The sequence below is a fragment of the Thiomicrorhabdus sp. zzn3 genome (assembly GCF_029767755.1).
GTDB lineage: Bacteria > Pseudomonadota > Gammaproteobacteria > Thiomicrospirales > Thiomicrospiraceae > Thiomicrorhabdus.
On sequence record NZ_JARUQS010000001.1, the window covers coordinates 481,713 to 503,477 of the forward strand.

The following is a 21,765-nucleotide window of genomic DNA, read 5'->3' on the forward strand; positions in this document are numbered from 1 at the left end:
TATCAATTTATCCGCGGGGTTTACAGGTGTTCCTGCAGATATTTTTTCATTACATTCACCGCCATTGGAGCAGCGGTTCGGCTGCCGCTACCGCCGTTTTCAACAATGACGGCCACGGCGATTTTCGGGTTTTCAAATGGTGCAAAGCCGATAAACAGCGAATGGTCATGCAAACGTTTGTCGATATTTTCTTCTTCGTAATCGGCTTCATTCAGACTGAATACCTGAGCGGTTCCCGTTTTTCCAGCCATCTTGAACGGCAGTCCGATTCCGTGGCGTCGCGCCGTGCCTCTTGCACCGTGCATGACATCACGCATCGAAGCGATCACTCGGTTCCAGTTTTGACTGTTTTTGATCTCAATCTGTTCCGGCGGTGGTCTTTGCGCATCTCTTACCAGGTGAGGTTGAATGATTTTTCCGCCATTTGCCAAAATCGCGGTTGCTTTGGCCAGCTGTAGCGGCGTGGTCAAATTATAACCTTGGCCGATTGAGCTGATAATGGTTTCGCCACGATACCACGGCAAGCCCTTTGTTTCTCGTTTCCAGGCTTGTGAAGGCAGAATGCCTTTTGACTCGCCTGGAATGTCGATGCCGGTTTTTTGCCCAAAGCCAAACGGGGAAAGGGCATCGTGAATAGTGTCAATCCCCATGTCCAGGCTGAGTTCATAGAAATAGGTGTCGCAAGATTGAACAATCGCATCGTGCATATCCACTAAACCGTGGCCGGTGCGTTTCCAGTCGCGATAACGGTGGTTTTTATACTCAAAGTAGCCGGGATCATAGATTTTTTTGTTGGGCGAGATAATGTTGTTTTCGATCGCGCCAAGGGCCACAAAGGGTTTGATGGTTGAACCGGGGGGGTATTTACCGTTAATTCCACGGTTAATAAAGGGTTTATGCGGGTTTTTCAAAAGGCTTGTATAAGACTTTTGATCGATACCATCCACAAAGAGGTTCGGGTCAAAAGTCGGCATGCTCACGTAAGCCAAGATTTCGCCATTTTGCGGATCCATTGCAACAATCGATCCCCGTTTGTGTTCTTTAAATTGGGATTCGGCAAATTGTTGAAGGCCGATATCGATGGTCAGCTGAATGTCTTCACCAGGAACGGCTGGAACGGTTTCGAGCTTTCGGAGTACGCGTCCACGTGCGTTGGTTTCGACCTGCTGGATACCGGGTAAGCCGTGCAATCTTTTCTCATAAAATTTTTCGATGCCCGACTTGCCAATGACTTCTGTACCCCGGTATTCGCTTTCGTTGAGTTTGCTGAGTTCTTTACTGTTGATTCGGCCTACGTAGCCTAAAGCGTGCACACCGGTTGCCCCAAACGGATAGGTGCGTTTTAGTCGAGCAGTTAGGGAAACCCCGGGAATCAGGTGGCTGCGTGCGGCAAAGCGCGCGGCCTCTTCTTCACTGAGGCTGTATGGGAGTAACAAGGATTTAGAACGGCTGGTTCTGCGGAGTTTTTCAAAGAAATCTTCTCGGCGCTGTTGGTCTAAGTTCGGTAGCAGTTCGGCAATCTGCTGCTCGACTTCATCCACATCGTTCATTTTTTCCCGTGTCATTTTGAGGGTGAACACCGGCTGATTGTCGGCCAAAAGGATCTGGTTGCGGTCGTAAATTTTGCCTCGAGTCGGGGGGAGGGTTTCGACTGAAATACGATTATCTTCGGCCAGCAAGTGGTAGCGCTCGAAGTCAAACCACTGCAGATAGGCCATGCGTCCGATCAGTACCGAAAACAACAGTATAACCACTCCGAAAGCAAACAGAATACGGCCGCGAAACAGCTGTTTCATCGCTTGGGATTCGGCATCACTGTTGAAATCCAGGTGCGGTGTCATTGCACAATTCTCTGTCGGCTCGGTTTACGGGGCAATTATTGGGTAATCAGTTTTTGTGTTAGCCATCTCAAGCTGAGTGCCAGTAGCGGCCAAAAAACCAAAGCCGTCAACGGCATGATCCAATAATGAATCTGCTGGGTTTCTTCCAGCACCGGTGCAAACAGAACATAACCCATAAATTGATATGCGTAGAGGTAGAACGCAATGACCAGGGCTTGTTGTAGAACCGAGTGGGAACGAAACAGTAGGCGATAACGCAACATGATAAAGGTTAAGATGATGAACATGAGCGCGTGCGTACCGAGAACGGTTTGGTAAAGCGCGTCCAGTAACAGGCCAAGCACGAAAGCGGAAACAAAGTGGGTGTGCTTCAGAAATTGTGCGCTCCAGTACATTTGCAACAGCAGGGTGAACGGTGGAATCAGCAGGTTGGCGTTCTGCATAATCATCATCGTGTCCAGGAACAGGGCGATCAGGTAGCTGAAAATAACCAGCCAGCGTGCCTGAGACAGTTCAAGGTTGATAAAACGGTCGGTCACGGTTTTTTCTCCGCGTCGTAGGGGGAGATGATCAGAACTTTATGCGCCTGGCGGAGTTGGGCCACCGGAGTGGCAATGATCTCCAGATAGGGCTCCTCTTCCTGCTTATTGATTTTGGTGACTCTCGCGACAGGATAGCCTGCGGGGAAAATCTCTCCGAGTCCCGAGCTTTCCAGCAAGTCACCGATTTCCACCGAGCTGTTTTGCGGAATGAATTGCAAGCTTAATGAATCATAACCGGTACCATTTAAGATTCCGCGTTGACCGGTGCGCTGAATGCGTACCGGAATTTGATGGTCCGGATCCGTGATCAGCAGAAGCCGAGACGTGGTCGGCGTGGTGTGGATAATCTGTCCCATAATCCCTTGCTCGTCGATGACAACCTGTCCAGCCTTCACTTCATCCAGTTGTCCCTTGTTTAAGGTTAGAAATTGCGAAAGGGGATTGCTGCTGAAAAAATTGACCGTAGCGATTTGAACTTTGCGGTCGTTCATTTTTCCGGTGGTGCCCAGCAGGCCTTCGAGGCGTTGAATTTCCAGTTCCATATTGGCGAGCTGTTGGGTCTTGGCTTTTAATAGCAAAATCTCCGTTTTGAGCTTTTGATTTTCCAGTTTCAGCTCGTCCATCGAGGTAAAGTCGGTGGTGACGAGATCGTAAACTTGTTTAGGGAAAGTGGCCGCCTGTTCGATTGGACTCAGAGTGGTTAGAAGTGCGGAGCGTACGCTTCCCATTAGCTGACCGTAATAGTCGGCTGCCATTAACGCAATGGCCAGAATGAATGCAATGACAAATTGCAGGCCATCTTGTTGTGGGGAAGTCGCGTTGAGGTTGATGACGGGTCTCCTGACGTTAACCGGCCCATTAAGAGTGTTTCAAATTAAGCCGGTTGAAAAGAATTGACGTTTCAATTATTCAAAAGAGAATAGATCCAGCCCTTTCTCGTCCATAAGTTCAAGCGCGCGTCCACCGCCACGAGCAACACAGGTTAGAGGGTCATCGGCGATGATGACCGGAATGCCGGTTTCTTCTGAAAGCAGGGTTGGCAGGTTTCGCAATAGAGCGCCACCGCCGGTTAAGACAATGCCATGTTCGGCAATGTCAGCCCCCAGTTCCGGCGGGGTGTTTTCCAATGCGGTTCGCACGGCGCTGACGATGGCCGACAGAGGCTCCTGAAGGGCTTCAAGCACTTCGTTGCTGTTTAGGGTAAAGCGGCGAGGGACGGCTTCAGCAATGTTACTGCCGTGAACTTCCATGGTATCCGGCTCTACCTGATGATAGGCGGTACCAATGGTTTTTTTGATTTTTTCCGCAGTACTTTCACCGATGACCATGCCATAGTTGCGGCGAACGTATTTGATGATGGCGTCATCAAAACGGTCTCCGCCGACTTTAACCGAGTCCGACCAGACGATGCCGTTAAGAGATAGAGTGGCGACTTCGGTGGTGCCTCCACCAATGTCTACAACCATGGAGCCGGTTGGTTCGCTGACCGGCATTCCCGCACCGATAGCGGCGGCCATCGGTTCTTCGATCAGGTAAACTTCACGTGCCCCTGCGCCGGCGGCGGATTCACGGATGGCACGGCGCTCTACTTGTGTTGACCCGCAGGGAACACAGACCAATACACGCGGGCTAGGTTGGAAAAATTTAGCTTCATGGACCTTGCGGATAAAAGCCTGCAGCATTTTTTCAGTGACTTCAAAATCTGCAATGACTCCATCTTTCATCGGACGAATGGTTTGAATGTCCTGATTCTCTTTTCCGAGCATCAGCTTGGCGTTTTCGCCGACGGCGACAATTGAGCGACTGCTCGATCCACGACGGTTGTTACGAATAGAAACGACAGAAGGCTCGTTAAGCACCATGCCTTTGCCGCGCACATAGATCAGTGTGTTAGCGGTTCCTAGGTCGATAGAAAGGTCGTTGGAAAAAAGTCCCATTAATTTGCGAAACATGAATTCGTGTCCTTGAAAATGAAGCAAAATGAATCCCCCTATTCTAACGCAACAAATAGGGTTTAAGTAGAAAAATATAGATCGCAAATTAAAAAAAACTTATCGCGTTTTAAAGCGTGTTTTTGAGCAGGAATAAGGGGAGTCAGTCATTTCCTTAGACTCGGTTCAGATGCGTCCAAAAGCGAATGGATGCTTGCTTTTTAAACGGTTGGAAACTGAACAGGCCTGGTCGGCAATATGCCGTCGTGCCGGCAGGCGCTGGGTGATGGAATTTGGTTTTGTTTTCCGGGAAAACTCTACAAAAAAGTAAGCGGCTTAACATCGCCTTTCTCTTTAGGGAAACAGCAAAATATGGTATTTTACACGGCTTACTGGAAATTAGATGTGTTTTGGCCAGCGCCACCGTTCGTAGGATCAGTTTTTAAGGCAATACAGCTTTAGATTAAATGATCATCATGGTGAGGCGAAAGCATAATTAGGAGTGTGGTGTGTCTTTAGGAAAAACCGAAGTGGAATACATTTCTCGTTTGGCGGCGATTGCGGTGGACGAGAATGAGGTGGAGCAGGTCGCCGGCAAATTGTCGAATATTCTCGATCTGTTTAAGCAGATGGAAGCGGCGGATACTGCCAATGTCGAGCCGATGGCGCATCCGTTGGATCAGGTTCAGCGTTTACGGCCGGATGTGATTACCGAAACCGATGAGCACGAAAAGTTGCAGTCGGTAGCGCCGGCCGCCCAAGACGGCCTTTATTTGGTGCCACAAGTGATTGAGTGAAGAAGACAAGATGCACAATTTAACTATTAAACAAATGAGCGAAAAGCTGCATGCCGGGGAAATCACCAGTGTGCAATTGACCCAACATTATCTGGATCGCATCTCAAAATACGATGCCGAGTTGAATGCCTATGTCACGGTGACGCCGGAACTGGCGATGGCGATGGCGGAAGAGGCGGACAGGCAGCTGTCGGAGGGCACAGCCGGTCTGCTAACCGGAATTCCGGTGGCGCATAAGGATATTTTCTGTACTGACGGCGTCAAAACGTCGTGCAGTTCCAAAATGCTGGATAACTTCATTGCACCGTATGATGCGCATGTGGTCACGCAACTGAAAAAAGCCGGTATGCCGATTTTGGGTAAAACCAATATGGATGAATTCGCCATGGGCTCCTCATCTGAAAGCAGTTATTACGGACCGACTAAAAACCCTTGGGATCATCAAGCGGTTCCAGGAGGGTCTTCCGGTGGTGCGGCGGCGGTGATCGCAGCCGGGCTGGCGCCTATGGCCACTGGAACCGATACCGGGGGTTCGATTCGTCAGCCGGCGTCTTTTTGCGGTATTACCGGGATCAAGCCGACTTACGGTACGGTATCGCGTTTCGGCATTGTCGCCTATGCCTCCAGTTTTGATCAGGCGGGTCCAATGACGCGTTCGGCGGAAGACGCCGCTTGGTTGTTGGATGCTATGGCCGGTTTTGATCAGCGCGATTCCACCAGTTTGCATCGCGAAAAAACCGATTACGCCGCCGGATTGAATAACTCGCTGAAAGGCTTGAAAGTAGGCGTGCCAGCGGAGTATTTCGGTGAAGGCTTGGATCCGCAAGTAGAGAAAATTGTTAAGGACGCGATTGCCGAAGTGGAAAAGCTGGGGGCGGAAATCGTGGAAGTGAGTCTGCCAAATAAAGATTTGGCGGTACCGGCCTATTATGTGTTGGCTCCGGCAGAGGCCTCTTCCAACCTGTCGCGTTTTGACGGTGTGCGTTTCGGGCACCGCTGCGAGAATCCGAAGGATTTGCAGGATTTGTATAACCGTTCCCGTTCCGAGGGGTTTGGTGCCGAAGTGAAACGCCGAATCATGGTGGGCGCCTATGCATTGTCGGCCGGTTTCTACGACGCCTATTACGTGAAAGCGCAGAAATTGCGCCGTCTGGTGCGCGATGACTTCACGCGTGCGTTTGAACAATGCGATGTGATTATGGGGCCGGTCGCGCCAACACCGGCGTTTAATATCGGTGAAAAAACCGACGATCCGACCAGTATGTATCTGGCCGACCTGTATACGATCCCGGTCAACTTGGCAGGCCTGCCAGGCATGTCTGTTCCGGCTGGGTTTGTCAACGATCGTCCTGTTGGGCTGCATATTGTGGGGCCGTACTTCAGCGAAACCAAGCTGTTGAATATTGCTCATCAATATCAACAAGTGACCGACTGGCATACGCGTATGCCGGCGCAGTACCAATAAGCAGGGGGAGAGTATCAATGAGTTGGGAAGTAGTGATCGGTTTGGAAATTCACGCGCAGTTGACCACCCAAACCAAGATTTTTTCCGGTTCCTCCATCGCTTATGGTGCGGAACCGAATACACAGGCCTGTGCCATCGATTTGGGGATGCCGGGGATGTTGCCGGTGTTAAACGAGGCGGTGATTGGCAAGTCGATTCGATTAGCGCTGGCGTTGAATGCGGAAATCGGCAAAAAATCGGTGTTTGAGCGTAAAAACTATTTTTATCCGGATTTGCCAAAAGGCTATCAGACCTCGCAGTTGGAGTATCCGATTGTCGGGAAAGGCCACTTGGAAATTGAAGTCGACGGCGAGAAGAAAAAAATCGGCGTTACCCGTGCGCACTTGGAAGAAGATGCCGGAAAGTCCGTGCACGGTATTGTGCCAGGGATGAGCGGGATCGATTTGAACCGTGCCGGTACGCCGCTGCTGGAAATCGTTTCCGAACCGGATATGCGTTCTGCTAAAGAGGCGGTGGCCTATGCGCGCAAAATGCACGAGCTGGTTCAATATTTGGGTATTTGTGACGGCAACATGCAGGAAGGTTCTTTCCGTGTCGATTCTAACGTGTCTGTGCGTCGTCCGGGCGAGCCTTTAGGAACGCGTACCGAGCTGAAAAACATCAACTCCTTCCGCTTTATCGAGAAAGCGATCGAATTTGAGATCGAGCGCCAGATCGAAATCTTGGAAAGTGGTGGTAAAATCGTACAGGAAACCCGCCTGTATGATGCCGATAACGATGTGACGCGTTCAATGCGTACCAAAGAAGAGGCCAACGATTACCGTTACTTCCCATGCCCGGATTTGTTGCCGGTGATGATTACCGATGAAGATATTGAAGCGGTTCGTGCGCAGATGCCGGAATTGCCGGATGCCAAGCGTGCCCGATATGTCAGTGAATTCGGTTTGAACGACTACGATGCAGGGGTATTGACCGCGTCTCGTCAGCTGGCCGAGTATTATGAAGCGGTGGTGTCGCAGACTCAGGGTAAAGATCCAAAGCTATGCGCCAACTGGGTGATGACTGATCTGTCGGGGGCTTTGAATAAGGCAGGCCTGTCGATTTCCGACTCTCCGATTACAGCCGAGCAGCTGGCGGGGATGATTGAACGGATTTTGGACGACACCATTTCCGGCAAGATCGCCAAACAGGTGTTTGATGCGATGTGGAAAGGCGAAGGCACCGCGGATGAAATCATTGAAAGCAAAGGCTTGAAGCAGATCACCGACAGCAGTGCCATTGAAGCATTGGTGGATGAGGTTCTGGCGAACAATCCTTCTCAGGTAGAAGCGTATAAAGGCGGTCAGGAGAAGATGCTAGGGTACTTTGTCGGTCAGGTGATGAAAGCGTCCGGCGGTCAAGCGAATCCTGGGCAGGTCAATCAAATCCTTAAAGCCAAGTTGAGCGATTAACGCGGTGTTTTTCAAGTCTTAATGGCCTTGAAAAGTATTAGGATGGAACTTAAAAACGGAACTCAGTGATTGGGTTCCGTTTTTTATATCGAATTCAATAAATAAATGCATTATTTGCTTGAAAGGTTATAAAAAAACCTTATATTAATGATACGTTGAATTAATCTATATAGTCGACGGAAGTGGTAAGGGCTTTCGCCGGATTCAGCCTTTAAGGAGAAAACAATGAAGCGTATTGCTCTATTTCTGTTAACGAACATCGCTGTGATTGCTGTGGCGATGATTACCATGAATATTTTAGGTGTCGGTTCCTACATGGAAGGGACCAGCCTGAACTTGAATAACCTGTTTATGTTTGCCTTGATCTTCGGCTTTGCCGGATCGTTCGTCTCTTTGGCCATGTCGAAATGGATGGCCAAGATGTCAACCGGTGCGCAGGTGATTGAGCAGCCACGCAACGCGGATGAAGCTTGGTTGTTGGAAACTGTGCGCCGTCAGGCGGATAAAGCGGGCATTAAAATGCCGGAAGTGGCGATTTACGACTCGCCGGAACCGAATGCTTTTGCCACCGGGATGACGAAAAACAGTTCGTTGGTGGCGGTTTCAACCGGCCTGTTGCGTAATATGCGCCAGAACGAAGTGGAGGCGGTGCTGGGCCACGAAGTGGCGCACGTCGCCAATGGCGACATGGTGACCATGGCGTTGCTGCAAGGGGTAGTAAACACCTTTGTCATCTTCTTTGCCAAGATCGTCGCTTATGTCGTGGACCGCGTCGTTCTGAAAAACGAGGAGGAAGGCCACAGTTTAGCGTTTATCGTGGTGGATTTGGTTGCGCAGATTCTGTTCGGCATTCTGGCAAGCATGATCACTATGTGGTTCTCACGTAAGCGTGAATTCCATGCTGATAACGGTGGGGCTTACCTAGCGGGTAAAGAGAATATGATTGCCGCATTGCGTCGACTGCAAACCATGCATCCGGGTGAATTGCCGGATCAAATGGCGGCATTCGGTATCTCTGCCGGTGGCAGCAAGTTCGGTGCGCTGTTTATGTCTCACCCGCCGCTGGAAGATCGTATCGCGGCATTGGAAGCCACACCGAACAATGCGCTGAAAATCGCTTAATTCAGTTTAAACGTTCCGTTTAATCTGAACAGGCCTGGTCGAACCGGGCTGACTTAAGCCATAAAAAAGCCCGGAATGAGCTTGACTCATCCGGGCTTTTTTTGTGCTTGTTACTAAGTTTCAGTCTTATTCACCGGTGCCGTAGTTGTCCACCACATAGTCGATGTCTTTATCGCCACGGCCGGAGAGGTTGATCAGGATGGTGCTTCCCGGATTCTCCTGACCATATTTCATTGCCCACGCCACGGCATGTGAGCTTTCCAGCGCCGGAATGATCCCTTCCAGGCGTGACAATTTATAGAAGGCATCCAGAGTTTCGTCATCGGTCACGGCATGGTAATTGACCTTGCCGATGGTTTTCAGATAGGAGTGTTCCGGACCGACCCCCGGGTAGTCCAGGCCGGAGGCGATCGAGTGCACCGGTGCAGGATTGCCTTGTTCGTCTTCCAGAACCAAACATTTAAAGCCGTGAATCATGCCCGGCTTGCCGTAGGTCATGGTGGCGGAGTGCTCACCGAGGTTGGTGCCACGCCCTAAGGGTTCAACGCCGTTTAGACCGACTTCGTCGTCGTCGATAAAGCCGGCGAACAGCCCCATGGCGTTGGAGCCGCCGCCGACACAGGCTCCGACCTGATCCGGGAGCTCGCCGGTCATTTCCAGGAATTGTTCACGCGCTTCATGTCCGACGACCGACTGGAAATTGCGCACCATCAATGGGAACGGGTGCGGTCCGACGACGGAACCGATGGCAAACAAAGCGGTATCCGCCTGCGGCACATAAGATTGGAAAGCGGAGTCCACCGCTTCTTTCAGGCTGCGTCCGCCGAAAGAGACCGGGACCACCGTGGCACCCAGCAGCTTCATGCGGGTGACATTTGGGGCCTCTTTGGCAATGTCGATTTCCCCCATATGAATTTCACACTCCAAGCCGAAGTAGGCGGCCGCAGTAGCCAGTGCGACACCGTGTTGGCCAGCACCGGTTTCGGCAATCAGTTTGGTTTTACCCATGTGCTTGGCGAGCAGGGCTTCAGCCATGCAGTGGTTGAGTTTGTGTGCACCGGAATGGTTTAAATCTTCACGTTTAAGGTAGATGTGTGCCCCGGCGTGTTTGCTGAGATTGTGAGCATAGTAAACAGGTGTCGGGCGACCTTGATAATGTTTACGAATGTATTTCAGTTCATTAAGAAAATCCGCTGAACGCCCCAATTCCAGATACGCTTTATTGATCTCTTCAAAATGCGGTTCCAGCTCAGGCGGCAAAAAGGCACCGCCAAAGTCGCCAAAGTAACCCTCTGGATTTGGGGTGTTTTTTAAATAAGACATTCGTCATCCTCCATCCTGTTGTAATGGTTGTTTTATCATCCGTTTTGGTGAGATTAAAAGGATACCTTGAAATCAAAGACGGATGAAGGGGGGGGAAATGAAATTTTCGCTTTCAAGAAGAGAGGAATGAAAGCCGCAGTTGGAAAAGATAAGCGGCTTTATAAATCGGGTAACAGGGTTAGGCGGAAAGACGCTTTTGCCCTTCGCTCTGAATGCGTTTGATCATATGATAGAGGCCGGTTGAGCGGTTTGGGCTTAACTGTTGAAGCAAGCCGATTTTGCCCAAAAATTCCAGCGGGGCTGAGACGATTTCTTCAGGGGTGCGGCCATTATAGACGCGGAGCAGCAGGGCGATCAGACCGGAGACAATGGCGGCATCGCTCTTGGCTTGCATATAAAGACGGCCGTCATGTTCTTCGATATGAATCCATACTTGAGATTGGCAGCCATGGATGCGGTTCTCTTCGGTTTCAAAGCTGCTGTCCATCTGTTGTAGCTGTTTACCCATATCGATTAGGTATTTATAGCGATCCTTCGGATTGGCGAAATGGGTAAAGCGTTTAACCAAGTCGTTTTGCACTTCTTCAATGGTTTGTTGGGGAGGGGTCAATTCCACACTGTTTTCCTCGGTTATTCTGTTGGCGCACATCATACCATTTTTAAATACGTATCTGAAATAGAAGCCTTTTCGTCTGTCTGTCGGCTGGTGCCGGATAGATGACGTTTTGTGAACGTGAGATTGCGTATTGCGGTTTATAGATCGCACGAGTATAGTTGTCGGGTTAAATTTTTATGAATCATTTGGAGTATCGCACTTATGAAACGTCGCGAGTTATTGAAATCTGCTTTCGGTTTGACTGCCGGTTTGGTCGGAATGTCGGCATTAAAGCCGCTCTATGCGAATACGGATTTAGAGTTTAAAGCGGATCCTATGTATGATGTGCCTGTGACTAAAGTCAGTGATCGCTGTTATTACATTTTGGCTAAGGATCCGGAGCCAACGCCTGAGAACCATGCCTTTTTTAATAACCCTGGTTTTATTGTAACCAGCGAAGGCGTGGTGGTGATTGATACCGGTAGTTCTGTCCAAATCGGTGAAATGGTGCTGCGCCAGATTAAAACCGTGACCGACAAGCCAGTCATTGCTGTGATTAATACCCATTATCACGGTGATCACTGGTTGGGTAATCATGCCTTTATTGCACAGAATCCTAAGTTGGATATCTATTCTCACCAGGCCACAATCGACAATATCAAAAACGGCGGTGGCGAGTTCTGGGTTGGCTTTATGCAGCGCATGTCGAACAATGGTATTTCAGGCACGGTTGTGACTCCCCCGAATAAAACGCTTGAAGGCGGCGAAATCTTAACGTTTGGAGATACCACTGTGAAAGTTCACCAGTTCGGTAAAGCGCATACTGAATGTGATTTAATCGTAGAAGTGGTTGAGGACAAAGTGGCCTTCTTGGGTGATACCGCGATGCGTCGTGTTGCCAATATGGCAGACGGTTCTTTCCCGGGTACGATTGAGACTATGAAGAAAGCCAAGGAATTAGGGTGTGATCAATATATTCTGGGGCATGGTCCTCATGATGGCAAGGCGATCTGTGACGACATGCAGACCTTCTGTGAAGTGATCTACAATAACGCTGTTAAATACTATGATGAAGGTTTGTCTGACTTTGAGATGAAGCCTAAGATTATGGATGAACCGTTTATGAAAGAGGTGGCTTCAACATGGCCTGGTTATGAACATACTATTGGTAAGTTCATTGCTGTTGCAGTTGCCGAAGTAGAGAAAAACATGTTCTAAAGCTTCTGGTGCTTGAAAATAAAAAGCCGGCGTAATGCCGGCTTTTTTATGCGCATGAAAAACGGAACAGGCCTGTTCCGTTTGAATGTGGTTTTGTGGAGTTTGTTTGCTGGAATTAAGCAATAAAGTCCAGAATGGCATCCAATCCGCGGTAATTCAGCGCGGTATCCGCCTGCTCCTGAACCGTGGGTTTGGCGTGGTAGGCAACGCTTAAACCGGCTTCTTTCATCATCATCAAGTCATTGGCACCATCGCCGACGGCAATGGTCTGACTCATTAGAATTTCCATCTGATCGCACAATTCAATCAGAAAATCCGCCTTGGCTTGCGCCCCAACGATATCGCCGACAACGCGCCCGCTGAGTTGATGACCTTCTATTTCCAATACATTTGCACGGGTAAAGTCAATGCCCAAGCGTTCTTGCAGGCGTTGGGTAAAGAAGGTGAAGCCCCCGGAAACTAACGCGAACTTGATGCCTTGTTCTTTGAGCCCTTCAATCCAGGTTTCCGCGCCCGGATTTAGAGTGAGGCGTTCGTCATAGACGTGTTGTAAGGCATTGGTTTCTAAGCCTTTCAGTAGTGATACGCGTTCTGTTAACGACTCTTCAAAGTTAAGCTCACCACGCATGGCCGCTTCGGTAATCGCCGCCACTTGGGGTTTGACATTAATGAAGTCGGCAATTTCATCCACGCACTCAATGCTGATCAAGGTGGAATCCATGTCGCTGATCACCAGCTTGACGGTTTTGCTATCAAAGTTGGCTGGCAGTACATTGATGTCGAGTTCCAGTTCCTGTCTCAGCTGGACCAGTTGTTCGTGGGTTGGTGCGGTTTCGACTTCGGCGCGATAATGATTATGAACGGCGCTGAGTTTACCGAATTTACGCTCGAGTGTCTTGCTTTGCTCAAAGTTTAGGGTGTTACTGTGAATAATGATGGTGGCCATAAACGTCCTGTTAATGTTCAGTAGGTAGCCGTCTTCTCTTCAAACGGCTGGGCTTAGCTTTCGTAAATGGGCTCTATTTTAGTCTTTGCCAAGATATCCTGCAAAGATTGTCGTTTGGCGGAAGTGAATAGAGTGATCCAGCCGATTAAGCAGAACAGAACCGCGTAAATAAAGCGGATATTGGCATTATGCCGGGTCAAAAGGTAACCGTCTTCTCTGACCAGGCGTAGTTTCCAGGTGCGCAGTCCGGGTGTTTGTCCTGAATTCACCCAGAAATAGGTCAGGTAGAGATAAGTGATGGCCAGCAAGTAAATTTGGAAAGCAAAATTGGCCACCGGGCTGTCCTGAAATTCACCGCCTTGCCACATCACAAACGGAATGGCGGCGACGAACCAGACGGCGCACAATAGAATGAAGTCGTAGAGCAGGGCAAAAAGAATTTTAAATTGGTTCATAACGTGAGCCATTTATAATATTGGTCAGTATTGTACACTGTATTAACCGATCTGTTGGCTTAGACAAAAGCCGTTATGTAATGGAGAGAATATGAATTTGGTCGCAGACAGTTTTGCTTTGCATTGGCTGGTAGGCGGTCTGTTGATTTGGGCAGGCCTGTTTGCATGGGCGTTGAAAACCGCGCCCTGGTATAAGGTTCAAGGTGACAAGCCTGCGCAGCATGTGTTGTTGGGGGCGGCGTTTGTGGTGTTTTTGGTGTGGATTTTTGGTGCCAGCTTGGGGGATGGCATTACCTTTCACTTTCTGTTTATGACCACTTTGACGTTGATGTTTGGGCCGCAGTTTGCGTTTATGGCCATGAGTTTGGCGTTGCTTGGGGTAACCTTGCAGCTGGATCTCGGGTTAATGGCATTGGGTTTAAACGCGGTGTTAATGGGAGTGATCCCTATTTTGATTACCTGGTGGATGGCGCGTTGGGCTTTTCGTGTTTTGGACCGGAATATTTTCGTGTTTGTGTTTTTTAACGCCTTTTTATCCGCAGCGCTCGGCGTCGTGGTCTCGTTAGGCGTTGCAGCCTGGGTGCTTTATGCCGCCGATGTGCACAGTTACAAGATGCTGAAACAGAGTTTTATTCCCTATATTCCTTTGTTGGCCACGCCTGAAGGCTTTGTGAACGGTATGTTGATGATGGCGTTTGTGCTGTTTAAGCCAGAGTGGGTCAGTTCGATAAATGATCGGGATTATTTTAAATAGGTCGGCTTTTCATGAAAAAAGGTTGGCGGCTGTGTGAAATATTTTAGGCATAAAAAAACCGGCCTAATGCCGGTTTTTTTATGCCTAAGGCGAGAGATTATTTTTCCCAAGCCGCCGTTAGGTTTTCGTTGTTTTTGATCTGGGCAACTTCCGCTTTAGCTGTTTTCAAAGCTTCTTTCGCATATTTGACGGCAGCAGCTTCGTCGCCTTTCTCTTTTGCTTTAGCGGCTAGATCAAGGTAATGCTCAACATATGGAAGCTTCATTTTTTTCTGTTTCCATACGTTATGCATTGCTTTTGCTTCAGCGTGAGTCGCAGTAGCTTCTGCTACGATAGAATCGTAAGAGTTGCTTTGTGTTGCCATGCTAGAGCAAGCGGTTAGGTTAAAGGCAGCGGCGATTGCAGCACCGATAAGAAGTTTCTTCATTATTGTTTTCCTCCAATTGAAAGAGCTCTGTTTAAGCCAATCTTATTTTAAAGAGTAGTTGGCTGAATGTAAAAGCTAATTAACGACCAGTTTTTTTACTGTTTTCGTTTAGATGCATACGTTATTAAGTTTACCCCGCCCGTGTCAATCTTTATAATGGCCCCTAATATTTTAAAAATTGGTTATTTTTTAACGTAAAAACCCTTAAAAAACACATAACTTATTGAATTTAAAGGGGTGTGTTGTTTGGGCGGGGTCTATTGGAGAGCGTTAGAAAAATAACTAATTAGCCTATAAGTTTTATATTCAAGGTGCAAAACGATGCGAATTCTACAAGAAGCTTTAACTTTTGATGATGTTTTGTTGGTTCCAGCCCATTCTACGGTGTTGCCTAAAGATGTGTCTTTAAAGACTAAGTTGACCCGAAACATCTCTTTGAATATTCCGTTGGTTTCGGCTGCGATGGATACGGTGACCGAAGCGCGTTTAGCGATTTCTATGGCGCAAGAAGGCGGAATTGGGATTATTCATAAGAATATGACGGTTGAACAGCAGGCGGATGTAGTTCGTAAAGTTAAAAAATATGAGCACGGTGTGATTTTAGAACCGGTCACGGTTCAATGTACGGATTCCGTAGCGGATGTGATCGAAAAAACCAAAAAGAACCGTGTTTCCAGCGCGCCTGTCATGGATGGCCGTGATTTGGTCGGAATCGTCACCAGCCGTGATATCCGTTTTGTAACGGATATGAGCCAGCCGGTTTCTAAAATCATGACGCCAAAAGATAAGCTGGTCACGGTGAAAGAAAAAGAAGATCGTGATGTGGTTCTGGACCTTTTGCATAAACACCGTATTGAACGTGTCCTGGTAGTGAATGATGACTTCCAGCTAAGAGGTATGATTACCGTATCCGATATGATGAAGTCCTCTGACCATCCAAATGCTTGTCGTGATGATAATGGGCGTTTACGTGTAGGGGCTGCCGTGGGTACCGGTGCAGAAACTGAACAGCGTGTGGCCGCTCTGGTTGAAGCTGGCGTGGATGTGATTATTGTTGACACGGCGCACGGCCACTCTCAGGGTGTGTTGGACCGTGTGGCTTGGGTAAAACAGAATTATCCTGAAATTGATGTGATCGGCGGTAATATTGCCACTGCCGAAGCGGCATTGGATTTGGTCAAAGCGGGTGCGGACGGCGTTAAAGTCGGTATCGGACCAGGTTCTATTTGCACAACGCGAATCGTGGCCGGTGTGGGTGTGCCGCAAATTTCTGCGATCTCCAATGTCGCGAAAGCCTTGCAGGGAAGTGGCGTGCCATTGATTGCCGATGGTGGATTGCGTTTCTCGGGTGATGTCGCCAAAGCGTTGGTCGCCGGTGCCTCTGCCTGTATGATTGGTAGCATGTTCGCCGGTACGGAAGAGTCTCCAGGTGAAATCGAATACTACCAAGGGCGTGCTTACAAATCATACCGTGGAATGGGATCGTTAGGTGCGATGGCGCAGCCGTCAGGTTCGAGTGACCGTTACTTCCAGGCCTCAAATGCGGAAGACAAGCTGGTGCCGGAAGGGATCGAAGGGCGCGTTGCCTACAAGGGGCCTTTGGCTCCGATCATCCATCAGTTGATGGGCGGGGTTCGTTCGAGCATGGGATATACCGGTTGTAAGGATATCCCAACCATGAACACCAAGCCTTCATTTGTGCGTGTTACTTCAGCGGGTATGGCAGAGAGCCACGTTCACGATGTCACCATGGTGAAAGAAGCGCCAAACTACCGTCTGTAATATCAGGCCGATTTTGAACTCATTTATTACTTTATGTTGGAACCTCTATGACACAAGCAAATATTCATGACCATCGAATTCTGATTTTGGATTTCGGTTCTCAGTACACTCAGTTAATTGCGCGCCGTATTCGCGAAATTGGCGTTTACTGTGAAGTGGAGCCGTGGGATATCGATGCTCAGGATGTTGTGGACTTCGGCGCACGCGGTATTATTTTGTCCGGTGGTCCGGAAACGGTTATTGGCGACGATGCGCCTGAGGCACCGAAAGTGGTGTTTGAGCTAGGTGTTCCTGTTTTGGGTATCTGTTACGGCATGCAGACCATGGCCGAGCAGTTGGGTGGTAAAGTGATTCATGCGGACGAACATGAATATGGTTATGCCCAGGTGCGTGCGCATGGTCACACCAAGTTGTTTATCGACATCGAAGATCATGTCACTCCAGAAGGTTACGGGATGCTGGATGTCTGGATGTCTCATGGCGATCGCGTGGATGCTATGCCAGATGGCTTTAAGCTGATGGCCAGTACCCCTAACTGTCCAATTGCCGGTATGGCGAATGAGGAAAAAGGGTTTTACGGCATTCAATTTCACCCGGAAGTGACACATACCAAGCAGGGTAAACGCATTATTGAACGTTTTGTTATTGAGTTGTGCGGTTGTGAAAAGTTATGGACAACAGAAAATATCATTGACGACAGTATTGCACGCATTCGTGAGCAGGTCGGCTCTGATGAAGTCATGCTGGGCCTGTCTGGAGGTGTGGATTCGTCTGTTGTCGCAGCCTTATTGCACAAAGCGATTGGTGATCAATTGACTTGCGTCTTTGTGGATCACGGTTTGCTGCGTTATCAAGAGGGCGATCAAGTGATGGCCATGTTTGCCGAAAACATGGGGATTCGCGTGATTCGTGCAGATGCCGAAGATCGCTTTATGAGCGCTTTGGCAGGAGCAACAGATCCTGAGGTGAAGCGTAAAATTATCGGTCGTGAATTCATCGAAGTGTTTGACGCCGAATCGGCTAAGCTTAAAGGCATCAAATGGCTGGCGCAAGGCACGATCTATCCAGACGTGATTGAATCTGCCGGTTCTAAAACCGGTAAGGCGAAAGTGATTAAATCACACCACAATGTAGGCGGGTTGCCAGAAGATATGGAAATGTCTTTGATTGAGCCGCTTCGTGAATTGTTCAAGGACGAAGTGCGTAAGCTTGGAGTGGCTTTAGGGTTGCCTTACGATATGGTCTATCGTCATCCGTTCCCAGGTCCGGGTCTTGGAGTGCGCATTTTAGGTGAGGTTAAAAAAGAGTACGCCGATATTCTGCGTTTAGCCGATCATATCTTTATTGAAGAGTTGCGCGCCGCCGATCTTTACGATAAAACCTCACAGGCTTTTGCGGTGTTCTTGCCGGTCAAGTCTGTCGGTGTGGTCGGGGATGCGCGCCGTTATGACTATGTCATTGCGCTGCGTGCCGTGGAAACCATTGACTTTATGACCGCGCGTTGGGCTCATTTACCGTATGAGTTTCTGGAAAAGGTGTCTAACCGCATTATTAACGAAATCCCGCGCGTTTCCCGAGTGACTTACGATATATCGAGTAAGCCGCCGGCTACCATTGAGTGGGAATAATGTTTACTAGCTAATGAGTGAATGAAAAGGCTTTCATTAAGAAAGCCTTTTTTATTTATGCCCTTATGAGTGATAAAAATATTCAACGAACGGCACCAGCAGGACTGAGTCAGTCGGAATTAGACCTGTTTTGGATGGAGCAGGCTTATCGGTTGGCGCTGCGTTCGCAACAGGAAGGAGAAGTGCCGGTTGGAGCCGTCGTGGTGCAAGATAATCAATTGATTGCCGAGGGCTGGAATCGCCCTATTCAGATGCATGATCCGACGGCTCATGCGGAAGTGATGGCGCTGAGGCAAGCAGGGGAAGCGGTGCAAAATTATCGGTTGGTAAATACCACATTATATGTGACCCTTGAACCTTGTCCGATGTGCGCCTCAGCGATGGTTCATGCGCGAGTTAAAAGGTTGGTTTATGGTGCGGCTGATTTAAAAACGGGTGCGGTGGATTCCAGATTTAATTTAGTGCAAAACTCCCATTTAAATCATCAACTCGAAGTCGTGTCAGGAGTCATGGCAGAAGCGTGCGGTAATCTGTTAAGTGACTTTTTTAAACGCAGAAGAGCGGAACAGAAAAAAGCCAGGTTACAGGAAAGTGAAAAGAACGAAAAACCGATGATTAGAACTTGATAGCCCTGGCAAACAATGCGAATATAAGCCTCTGAATAGGATGAAAGACAAAAATGGATTGCGAATGCATCAACGGTGAGTATGCGCGGAAAATTGTCTGTCACGATCTGCTCATAATCATTTGTATGGGATTTAAATCGTAAAATATGCAAATCAATCTTGATCCTGCCGAAGGTATTACCTCCGTGAAAATCTTACCGGGTGAGTTTTATGTTACCCAGAAGAATGAGCGTATTGAGACCGTATTAGGTTCATGTATTTCTGCTTGCGTTCGCGATCCGATCGCGGGTGTCGGGGGAATGAATCATTTTATGTTGCCTGTGGATAAGGGGAATGGCGCTCAGAGTGAGCTATCTGATGCCAACCGTTATGGTAACTATGCAATGGAAAATCTGGTAAACGCGTTACTGTCGGCAGGCGCCAAGCGGGAACGGCTGGAGTTCAAGTTATTCGGCGGTGGACGAATTATGAGCTCGATGACCAATATTGGTTGGTACAATATTGGGTTTGCGTTTGATTACGTTTATACCGAAGGGTTTAAAATCGTCTCTCAAGACATTGGTGATGTCTACCCTAGAAAAATTTTGTATTACCCTTTAACGGGACGGGTTCGAGTCAGGCGTTTAAATACTATGCACAATCAATCACTGGCGGATCAAGAAAGTCGCTATATTAACAACATTGGATCAAAGCCTGTTGAGGGTGATGTTGAACTGTTCTGAGGAAACATGTTATGGATATGATGGAAACCTTTCGTCAAACCTATCTTGAAGAGAGTTTTGAAGGGCTGGATGTAATGGAGGCAGGCCTGTTGGAATTGCCTCCCGGAGAGCCGGACAAAGATAAAATCAATGAGATCTTTCGTGCTGCCCATTCGATTAAAGGCGGCAGTGGAACCTTCGGTTTCATTGAAATTGCTGGTTTTACCCATGTTTTGGAAACTCTGCTAGATGAAATGCGAGATGGGCGCCGAGACGTTACTCAGGAAGCGATCGATGTGATGTTGTCCGCGGTGGATGTATTGCGTGACATGCTAACTAAGTTGCAAGATCATCAGCCTATTGATGAAGAGCGTGCTAATGAAGTGCAAGGCCAATTAGAACGCATTTTGGGAATGGAAAGCGATGAAGGGGTTTCCCAAGCTTCTACAGACACTGTTGCCTCAGAAGCAGTTTCAGGAAGCGGTGAATGGAAAATTATCGTTATTCCTGAAAAAGAACTGTTGCAGACCGGTAATGAGCCGTTACGCATCTTCCGTGAATTAGAAACATTAGGTGAGCTGTCTGTTGATGCTGATTTAAGCGCTGTTCCCGAGATTGGGCAGTTTAACCCAGAAGAACTGTACTTGAAATGGACGCTTACCCTTAAAGGCGAAGGTATTCAGGAAGAAGACATCAAAGAGGTCTTTGAATGGATTGATGGCGATGGCGCGGAGATTCAAATTGTCGCACCAAATGCAGAAGCAGGAGATGGGGTAGCCGCTTCGCAAAGTGCCGGAACAGGAGTGTCTGAAGTCGAAGCGCCTGAAGTGGCACAAGTTGAAAAGGTTGCTAACATTCAACCGGCCCGTTCAGAAGCCAGCGCAGCCAATGCGAAAAAAGAGTCCTCTGCTGGTAAAGCAGCTCCGAAACAGGAAGGATCCATTCGTGTTGATTTGAGCAAGATTGATCAAATGGTCAACCTGGTGGGTGAATTGGTTATTACCCAGTCGATGCTGAGTCAGTTTGGTGAACAAGCTGAGCAGGCGCAAGAGCAAGGCGCTCGCAGTACCGAATGGATTGATAAGCTTAAAGAAGGTTTGACGCATCTGGAGCGCCACACGCGCGAGCTTCAAGAGTCTGTGATGAATATTCGAATGTTGCCGGTGAGTTTTGCTTTCAATCGTATGCCGCGTATTGTGCATGATGTCAGCCAAAAGCTCGGCAAAAAGATTGATCTGGTGATGGAAGGGGAAGGTACTGAGCTCGACAAAACCATGTTGGAACAGTTGACCGATCCGCTGGTGCACATTGTGCGTAACTCCATTGACCACGGTGTTGAAAGCCCTGAAACACGCCTTGCGGCTGGCAAACCTGAACAGGGTACTGTCAAACTGGCGGCTTTCCATGAGGGCGGGAATATTTTGATTCAAATCACCGACGATGGTGCGGGGATTAATCATGAAAAAATCGAAGCCAAAGCGATTGAAAAAGGCGTCATTGAAGCGGATCACAATCTTACCCAAGATGAAATCATTGATTTGATTTTTCACCCGGGCTTCTCGACGGCGGATGTCGTGAGTGACATTTCTGGCCGAGGCGTCGGTATGGATGTTGTGCGCAGAAATATCAAGAGTTTGGGTGGATCTGTTGAGGTTGAAACCACGCTAGGTAAAGGCAGTGTCTTTACGATTCGTTTGCCGTTGACGCTGGCCATTCTTGACGGGCAGTTATGCCGAGTCGGTGAAGAAACTTACGTCTTCCCTCTGGTATCCATTATTGAATCGATCCAGGTGGATAAGTCTCTGGTCAAAGGCATTGCAGGACAGGCTGAACTGTACAAGCTACGCGACAGTTATATTCCGGTGATTCGACTGCATCAAAAACTGGGGGTTAAGAATGCCTGTGAAGACTTGTCGGAAGGGTTATTGGTTGTAGTCGAAGACGGTGGCAAGCGCGCCGGTATTTTTGTCGATGATCTTTTAGGACAGCAGCAGGTCGTGATTAAGAGCTTGGAAAGCAACTTTATGAAAATCGACGGCATCGCCGGTGCAACGATTTTGGGTGATGGCACAGTTTCGTTGATTCTTGACGTTAAAGAGACTGTGCAAAATCACAAAGGTGGGCATGTTCCACCGCAAATGCACGTTGCATAACAGACCGT

General features: G+C 48.6%; 20 protein-coding genes. 11 read left to right on the plus strand and 9 right to left on the minus strand.

Translation table 11 applies throughout. The features are described 5' to 3' along the window. Nucleotides 1-20: 20 nt before the first annotated feature. The 4 genes from mrdA to QCB44_RS02170 all read right to left on the minus strand — a co-directional run bounded on the left by mrdA (nucleotide 21) and on the right by QCB44_RS02170 (nucleotide 4,335). Nucleotides 21-1,841 (minus strand): penicillin-binding protein 2, encoded by a 1,821-nt coding sequence (gene mrdA, locus QCB44_RS02155; RefSeq protein ID WP_279407688.1) that lies wholly within the window; start codon nucleotides 1,839-1,841, stop codon nucleotides 21-23. A 35-nt stretch (nucleotides 1,842-1,876) separates the two neighbouring features. Further along, nucleotides 1,877-2,380 (minus strand): rod shape-determining protein MreD, encoded by a 504-nt coding sequence (mreD, locus tag QCB44_RS02160; protein WP_279407689.1) that lies wholly within the window; start codon nucleotides 2,378-2,380, stop codon nucleotides 1,877-1,879. Continuing rightward, complete coding sequence (gene mreC / locus QCB44_RS02165; protein WP_279409176.1) at nucleotides 2,377-3,213, minus strand: rod shape-determining protein MreC; 837 nt, start codon at nucleotides 3,211-3,213, stop codon at nucleotides 2,377-2,379. The genes mreD and mreC overlap by 4 nt, the downstream gene beginning before the upstream one ends. A gap of 75 nt (nucleotides 3,214-3,288) precedes the next feature. Further along, nucleotides 3,289-4,335 carry a rod shape-determining protein gene (locus tag QCB44_RS02170; protein WP_279407690.1) on the minus strand — a complete coding sequence of 349 codons (1,047 nt, stop codon included), beginning with the start codon at nucleotides 4,333-4,335 and terminating at the stop codon, nucleotides 3,289-3,291. A 488-nt stretch (nucleotides 4,336-4,823) separates the two neighbouring features. Between QCB44_RS02170 and gatC the strand changes: the two genes are divergently transcribed. The 4 genes from gatC (at nucleotide 4,824) to htpX (ending at nucleotide 9,149) form a co-directional block, all read left to right on the plus strand. Beyond that, on the plus strand, nucleotides 4,824-5,111 hold the full coding sequence (gatC, locus tag QCB44_RS02175; RefSeq protein ID WP_279407691.1) for an Asp-tRNA(Asn)/Glu-tRNA(Gln) amidotransferase subunit GatC: 288 nt from the start codon (nucleotides 4,824-4,826) through the stop codon (nucleotides 5,109-5,111). A gap of 10 nt (nucleotides 5,112-5,121) precedes the next feature. Beyond that, complete coding sequence (gatA, locus tag QCB44_RS02180; protein ID WP_279407692.1) at nucleotides 5,122-6,576, plus strand: Asp-tRNA(Asn)/Glu-tRNA(Gln) amidotransferase subunit GatA; 1,455 nt, start codon at nucleotides 5,122-5,124, stop codon at nucleotides 6,574-6,576. 17 nt (nucleotides 6,577-6,593) lie between these two features. Beyond that, entirely contained in the window at nucleotides 6,594-8,027 is a 1,434-nt protein-coding gene (gatB, locus tag QCB44_RS02185; protein WP_279407693.1) for an Asp-tRNA(Asn)/Glu-tRNA(Gln) amidotransferase subunit GatB, read from the plus strand. 225 nt (nucleotides 8,028-8,252) lie between these two features. Then, on the plus strand, nucleotides 8,253-9,149 hold the full coding sequence (gene htpX, locus QCB44_RS02190; RefSeq protein WP_279407694.1) for a protease HtpX: 897 nt from the start codon (nucleotides 8,253-8,255) through the stop codon (nucleotides 9,147-9,149). 126 nt (nucleotides 9,150-9,275) lie between these two features. Here the strand turns inward: htpX and trpB are convergent, their stop codons facing one another. Beyond that, nucleotides 9,276-10,472 (minus strand): tryptophan synthase subunit beta, encoded by a 1,197-nt coding sequence (gene trpB / locus QCB44_RS02195; protein ID WP_279407695.1) that lies wholly within the window; start codon nucleotides 10,470-10,472, stop codon nucleotides 9,276-9,278. A 178-nt stretch (nucleotides 10,473-10,650) separates the two neighbouring features. After that, nucleotides 10,651-11,088, minus strand: a complete 438-nt coding sequence (locus tag QCB44_RS02200) for a SufE family protein (RefSeq protein ID WP_279407696.1) — start codon at nucleotides 11,086-11,088, stop codon at nucleotides 10,651-10,653. A gap of 201 nt (nucleotides 11,089-11,289) precedes the next feature. Between QCB44_RS02200 and QCB44_RS02205 the strand changes: the two genes are divergently transcribed. Beyond that, the gene (locus QCB44_RS02205; protein WP_279407697.1) at nucleotides 11,290-12,285 is read left to right on the plus strand and encodes an MBL fold metallo-hydrolase; all 996 of its coding nucleotides are present in this window, start codon (nucleotides 11,290-11,292) and stop codon (nucleotides 12,283-12,285) included. Between the two features lie 115 nt (nucleotides 12,286-12,400). Here the strand turns inward: QCB44_RS02205 and serB are convergent, their stop codons facing one another. Next, on the minus strand, nucleotides 12,401-13,231 hold the full coding sequence (serB, locus tag QCB44_RS02210) for a phosphoserine phosphatase SerB (RefSeq protein ID WP_279407698.1): 831 nt from the start codon (nucleotides 13,229-13,231) through the stop codon (nucleotides 12,401-12,403). A gap of 53 nt (nucleotides 13,232-13,284) precedes the next feature. After that, on the minus strand, nucleotides 13,285-13,686 hold the full coding sequence (locus QCB44_RS02215; protein WP_279407699.1) for an RDD family protein: 402 nt from the start codon (nucleotides 13,684-13,686) through the stop codon (nucleotides 13,285-13,287). A gap of 91 nt (nucleotides 13,687-13,777) precedes the next feature. Between QCB44_RS02215 and QCB44_RS02220 the strand changes: the two genes are divergently transcribed. Then, nucleotides 13,778-14,440, plus strand: a complete 663-nt coding sequence (locus tag QCB44_RS02220) for an energy-coupling factor ABC transporter permease (protein WP_279407700.1) — start codon at nucleotides 13,778-13,780, stop codon at nucleotides 14,438-14,440. Nucleotides 14,441-14,537: 97 nt separating this feature from the next. Here the strand turns inward: QCB44_RS02220 and QCB44_RS02225 are convergent, their stop codons facing one another. Continuing rightward, complete coding sequence (locus QCB44_RS02225; protein ID WP_279407701.1) at nucleotides 14,538-14,867, minus strand: hypothetical protein; 330 nt, start codon at nucleotides 14,865-14,867, stop codon at nucleotides 14,538-14,540. 321 nt (nucleotides 14,868-15,188) lie between these two features. Between QCB44_RS02225 and guaB the strand changes: the two genes are divergently transcribed. The 5 genes from guaB (at nucleotide 15,189) to QCB44_RS02250 (ending at nucleotide 21,757) form a co-directional block, all read left to right on the plus strand. Further along, a complete protein-coding gene (guaB, locus tag QCB44_RS02230; RefSeq protein ID WP_279407702.1) occupies nucleotides 15,189-16,649 on the plus strand; it encodes an IMP dehydrogenase in 1,461 nt (486 codons plus the stop codon). Nucleotides 16,650-16,696: 47 nt separating this feature from the next. Then, nucleotides 16,697-18,277, plus strand: coding sequence for a glutamine-hydrolyzing GMP synthase (gene guaA, locus QCB44_RS02235; RefSeq protein ID WP_279407703.1), 1,581 nt, complete (start codon nucleotides 16,697-16,699; stop codon nucleotides 18,275-18,277). 65 nt (nucleotides 18,278-18,342) lie between these two features. Continuing rightward, nucleotides 18,343-18,903, plus strand: a complete 561-nt coding sequence (tadA, locus tag QCB44_RS02240; protein ID WP_279407704.1) for a tRNA adenosine(34) deaminase TadA — start codon at nucleotides 18,343-18,345, stop codon at nucleotides 18,901-18,903. Nucleotides 18,904-19,049: 146 nt separating this feature from the next. Beyond that, a complete protein-coding gene (cheD, locus tag QCB44_RS02245; RefSeq protein WP_279407705.1) occupies nucleotides 19,050-19,625 on the plus strand; it encodes a chemoreceptor glutamine deamidase CheD in 576 nt (191 codons plus the stop codon). Between the two features lie 11 nt (nucleotides 19,626-19,636). Then, nucleotides 19,637-21,757: a chemotaxis protein CheA gene (locus tag QCB44_RS02250; protein WP_279407706.1), complete on the plus strand. Its 2,121-nt coding sequence runs from the start codon at nucleotides 19,637-19,639 to the stop codon at nucleotides 21,755-21,757. Nucleotides 21,758-21,765 lie beyond the last annotated feature (8 nt).

Excerpts from the sequence above, each read along its gene's own strand:
- QCB44_RS02225 (WP_279407701.1), bottom strand. The coding sequence starts at position 14,867 with ATGAAGAAACTTCTTATCGGTGCTGCAATCGCCGCTGCCTTTAACCTA.
- serB (WP_279407698.1), bottom strand. The coding sequence starts at position 13,231 with ATGGCCACCATCATTATTCACAGTAACACCCTAAACTTTGAGCAAAGC.
- QCB44_RS02170 (WP_279407690.1), bottom strand. The coding sequence starts at position 4,335 with ATGTTTCGCAAATTAATGGGACTTTTTTCCAACGACCTTTCTATCGAC.
- trpB (WP_279407695.1), bottom strand. The coding sequence starts at position 10,472 with ATGTCTTATTTAAAAAACACCCCAAATCCAGAGGGTTACTTTGGCGAC.
- guaA (WP_279407703.1), top strand. The coding sequence starts at position 16,697 with ATGACACAAGCAAATATTCATGACCATCGAATTCTGATTTTGGATTTC.
- mrdA (WP_279407688.1), bottom strand. The coding sequence starts at position 1,841 with ATGACACCGCACCTGGATTTCAACAGTGATGCCGAATCCCAAGCGATG.
- tadA (WP_279407704.1), top strand. The coding sequence starts at position 18,343 with ATGAGTGATAAAAATATTCAACGAACGGCACCAGCAGGACTGAGTCAG.
- QCB44_RS02205 (WP_279407697.1), top strand. The coding sequence starts at position 11,290 with ATGAAACGTCGCGAGTTATTGAAATCTGCTTTCGGTTTGACTGCCGGT.
- QCB44_RS02220 (WP_279407700.1), top strand. The coding sequence starts at position 13,778 with ATGAATTTGGTCGCAGACAGTTTTGCTTTGCATTGGCTGGTAGGCGGT.
- QCB44_RS02215 (WP_279407699.1), bottom strand. The coding sequence starts at position 13,686 with ATGAACCAATTTAAAATTCTTTTTGCCCTGCTCTACGACTTCATTCTA.
- gatA (WP_279407692.1), top strand. The coding sequence starts at position 5,122 with ATGCACAATTTAACTATTAAACAAATGAGCGAAAAGCTGCATGCCGGG.
- guaB (WP_279407702.1), top strand. The coding sequence starts at position 15,189 with ATGCGAATTCTACAAGAAGCTTTAACTTTTGATGATGTTTTGTTGGTT.
- htpX (WP_279407694.1), top strand. The coding sequence starts at position 8,253 with ATGAAGCGTATTGCTCTATTTCTGTTAACGAACATCGCTGTGATTGCT.
- gatB (WP_279407693.1), top strand. The coding sequence starts at position 6,594 with ATGAGTTGGGAAGTAGTGATCGGTTTGGAAATTCACGCGCAGTTGACC.
- QCB44_RS02250 (WP_279407706.1), top strand. The coding sequence starts at position 19,637 with ATGGATATGATGGAAACCTTTCGTCAAACCTATCTTGAAGAGAGTTTT.
- cheD (WP_279407705.1), top strand. The coding sequence starts at position 19,050 with ATGCAAATCAATCTTGATCCTGCCGAAGGTATTACCTCCGTGAAAATC.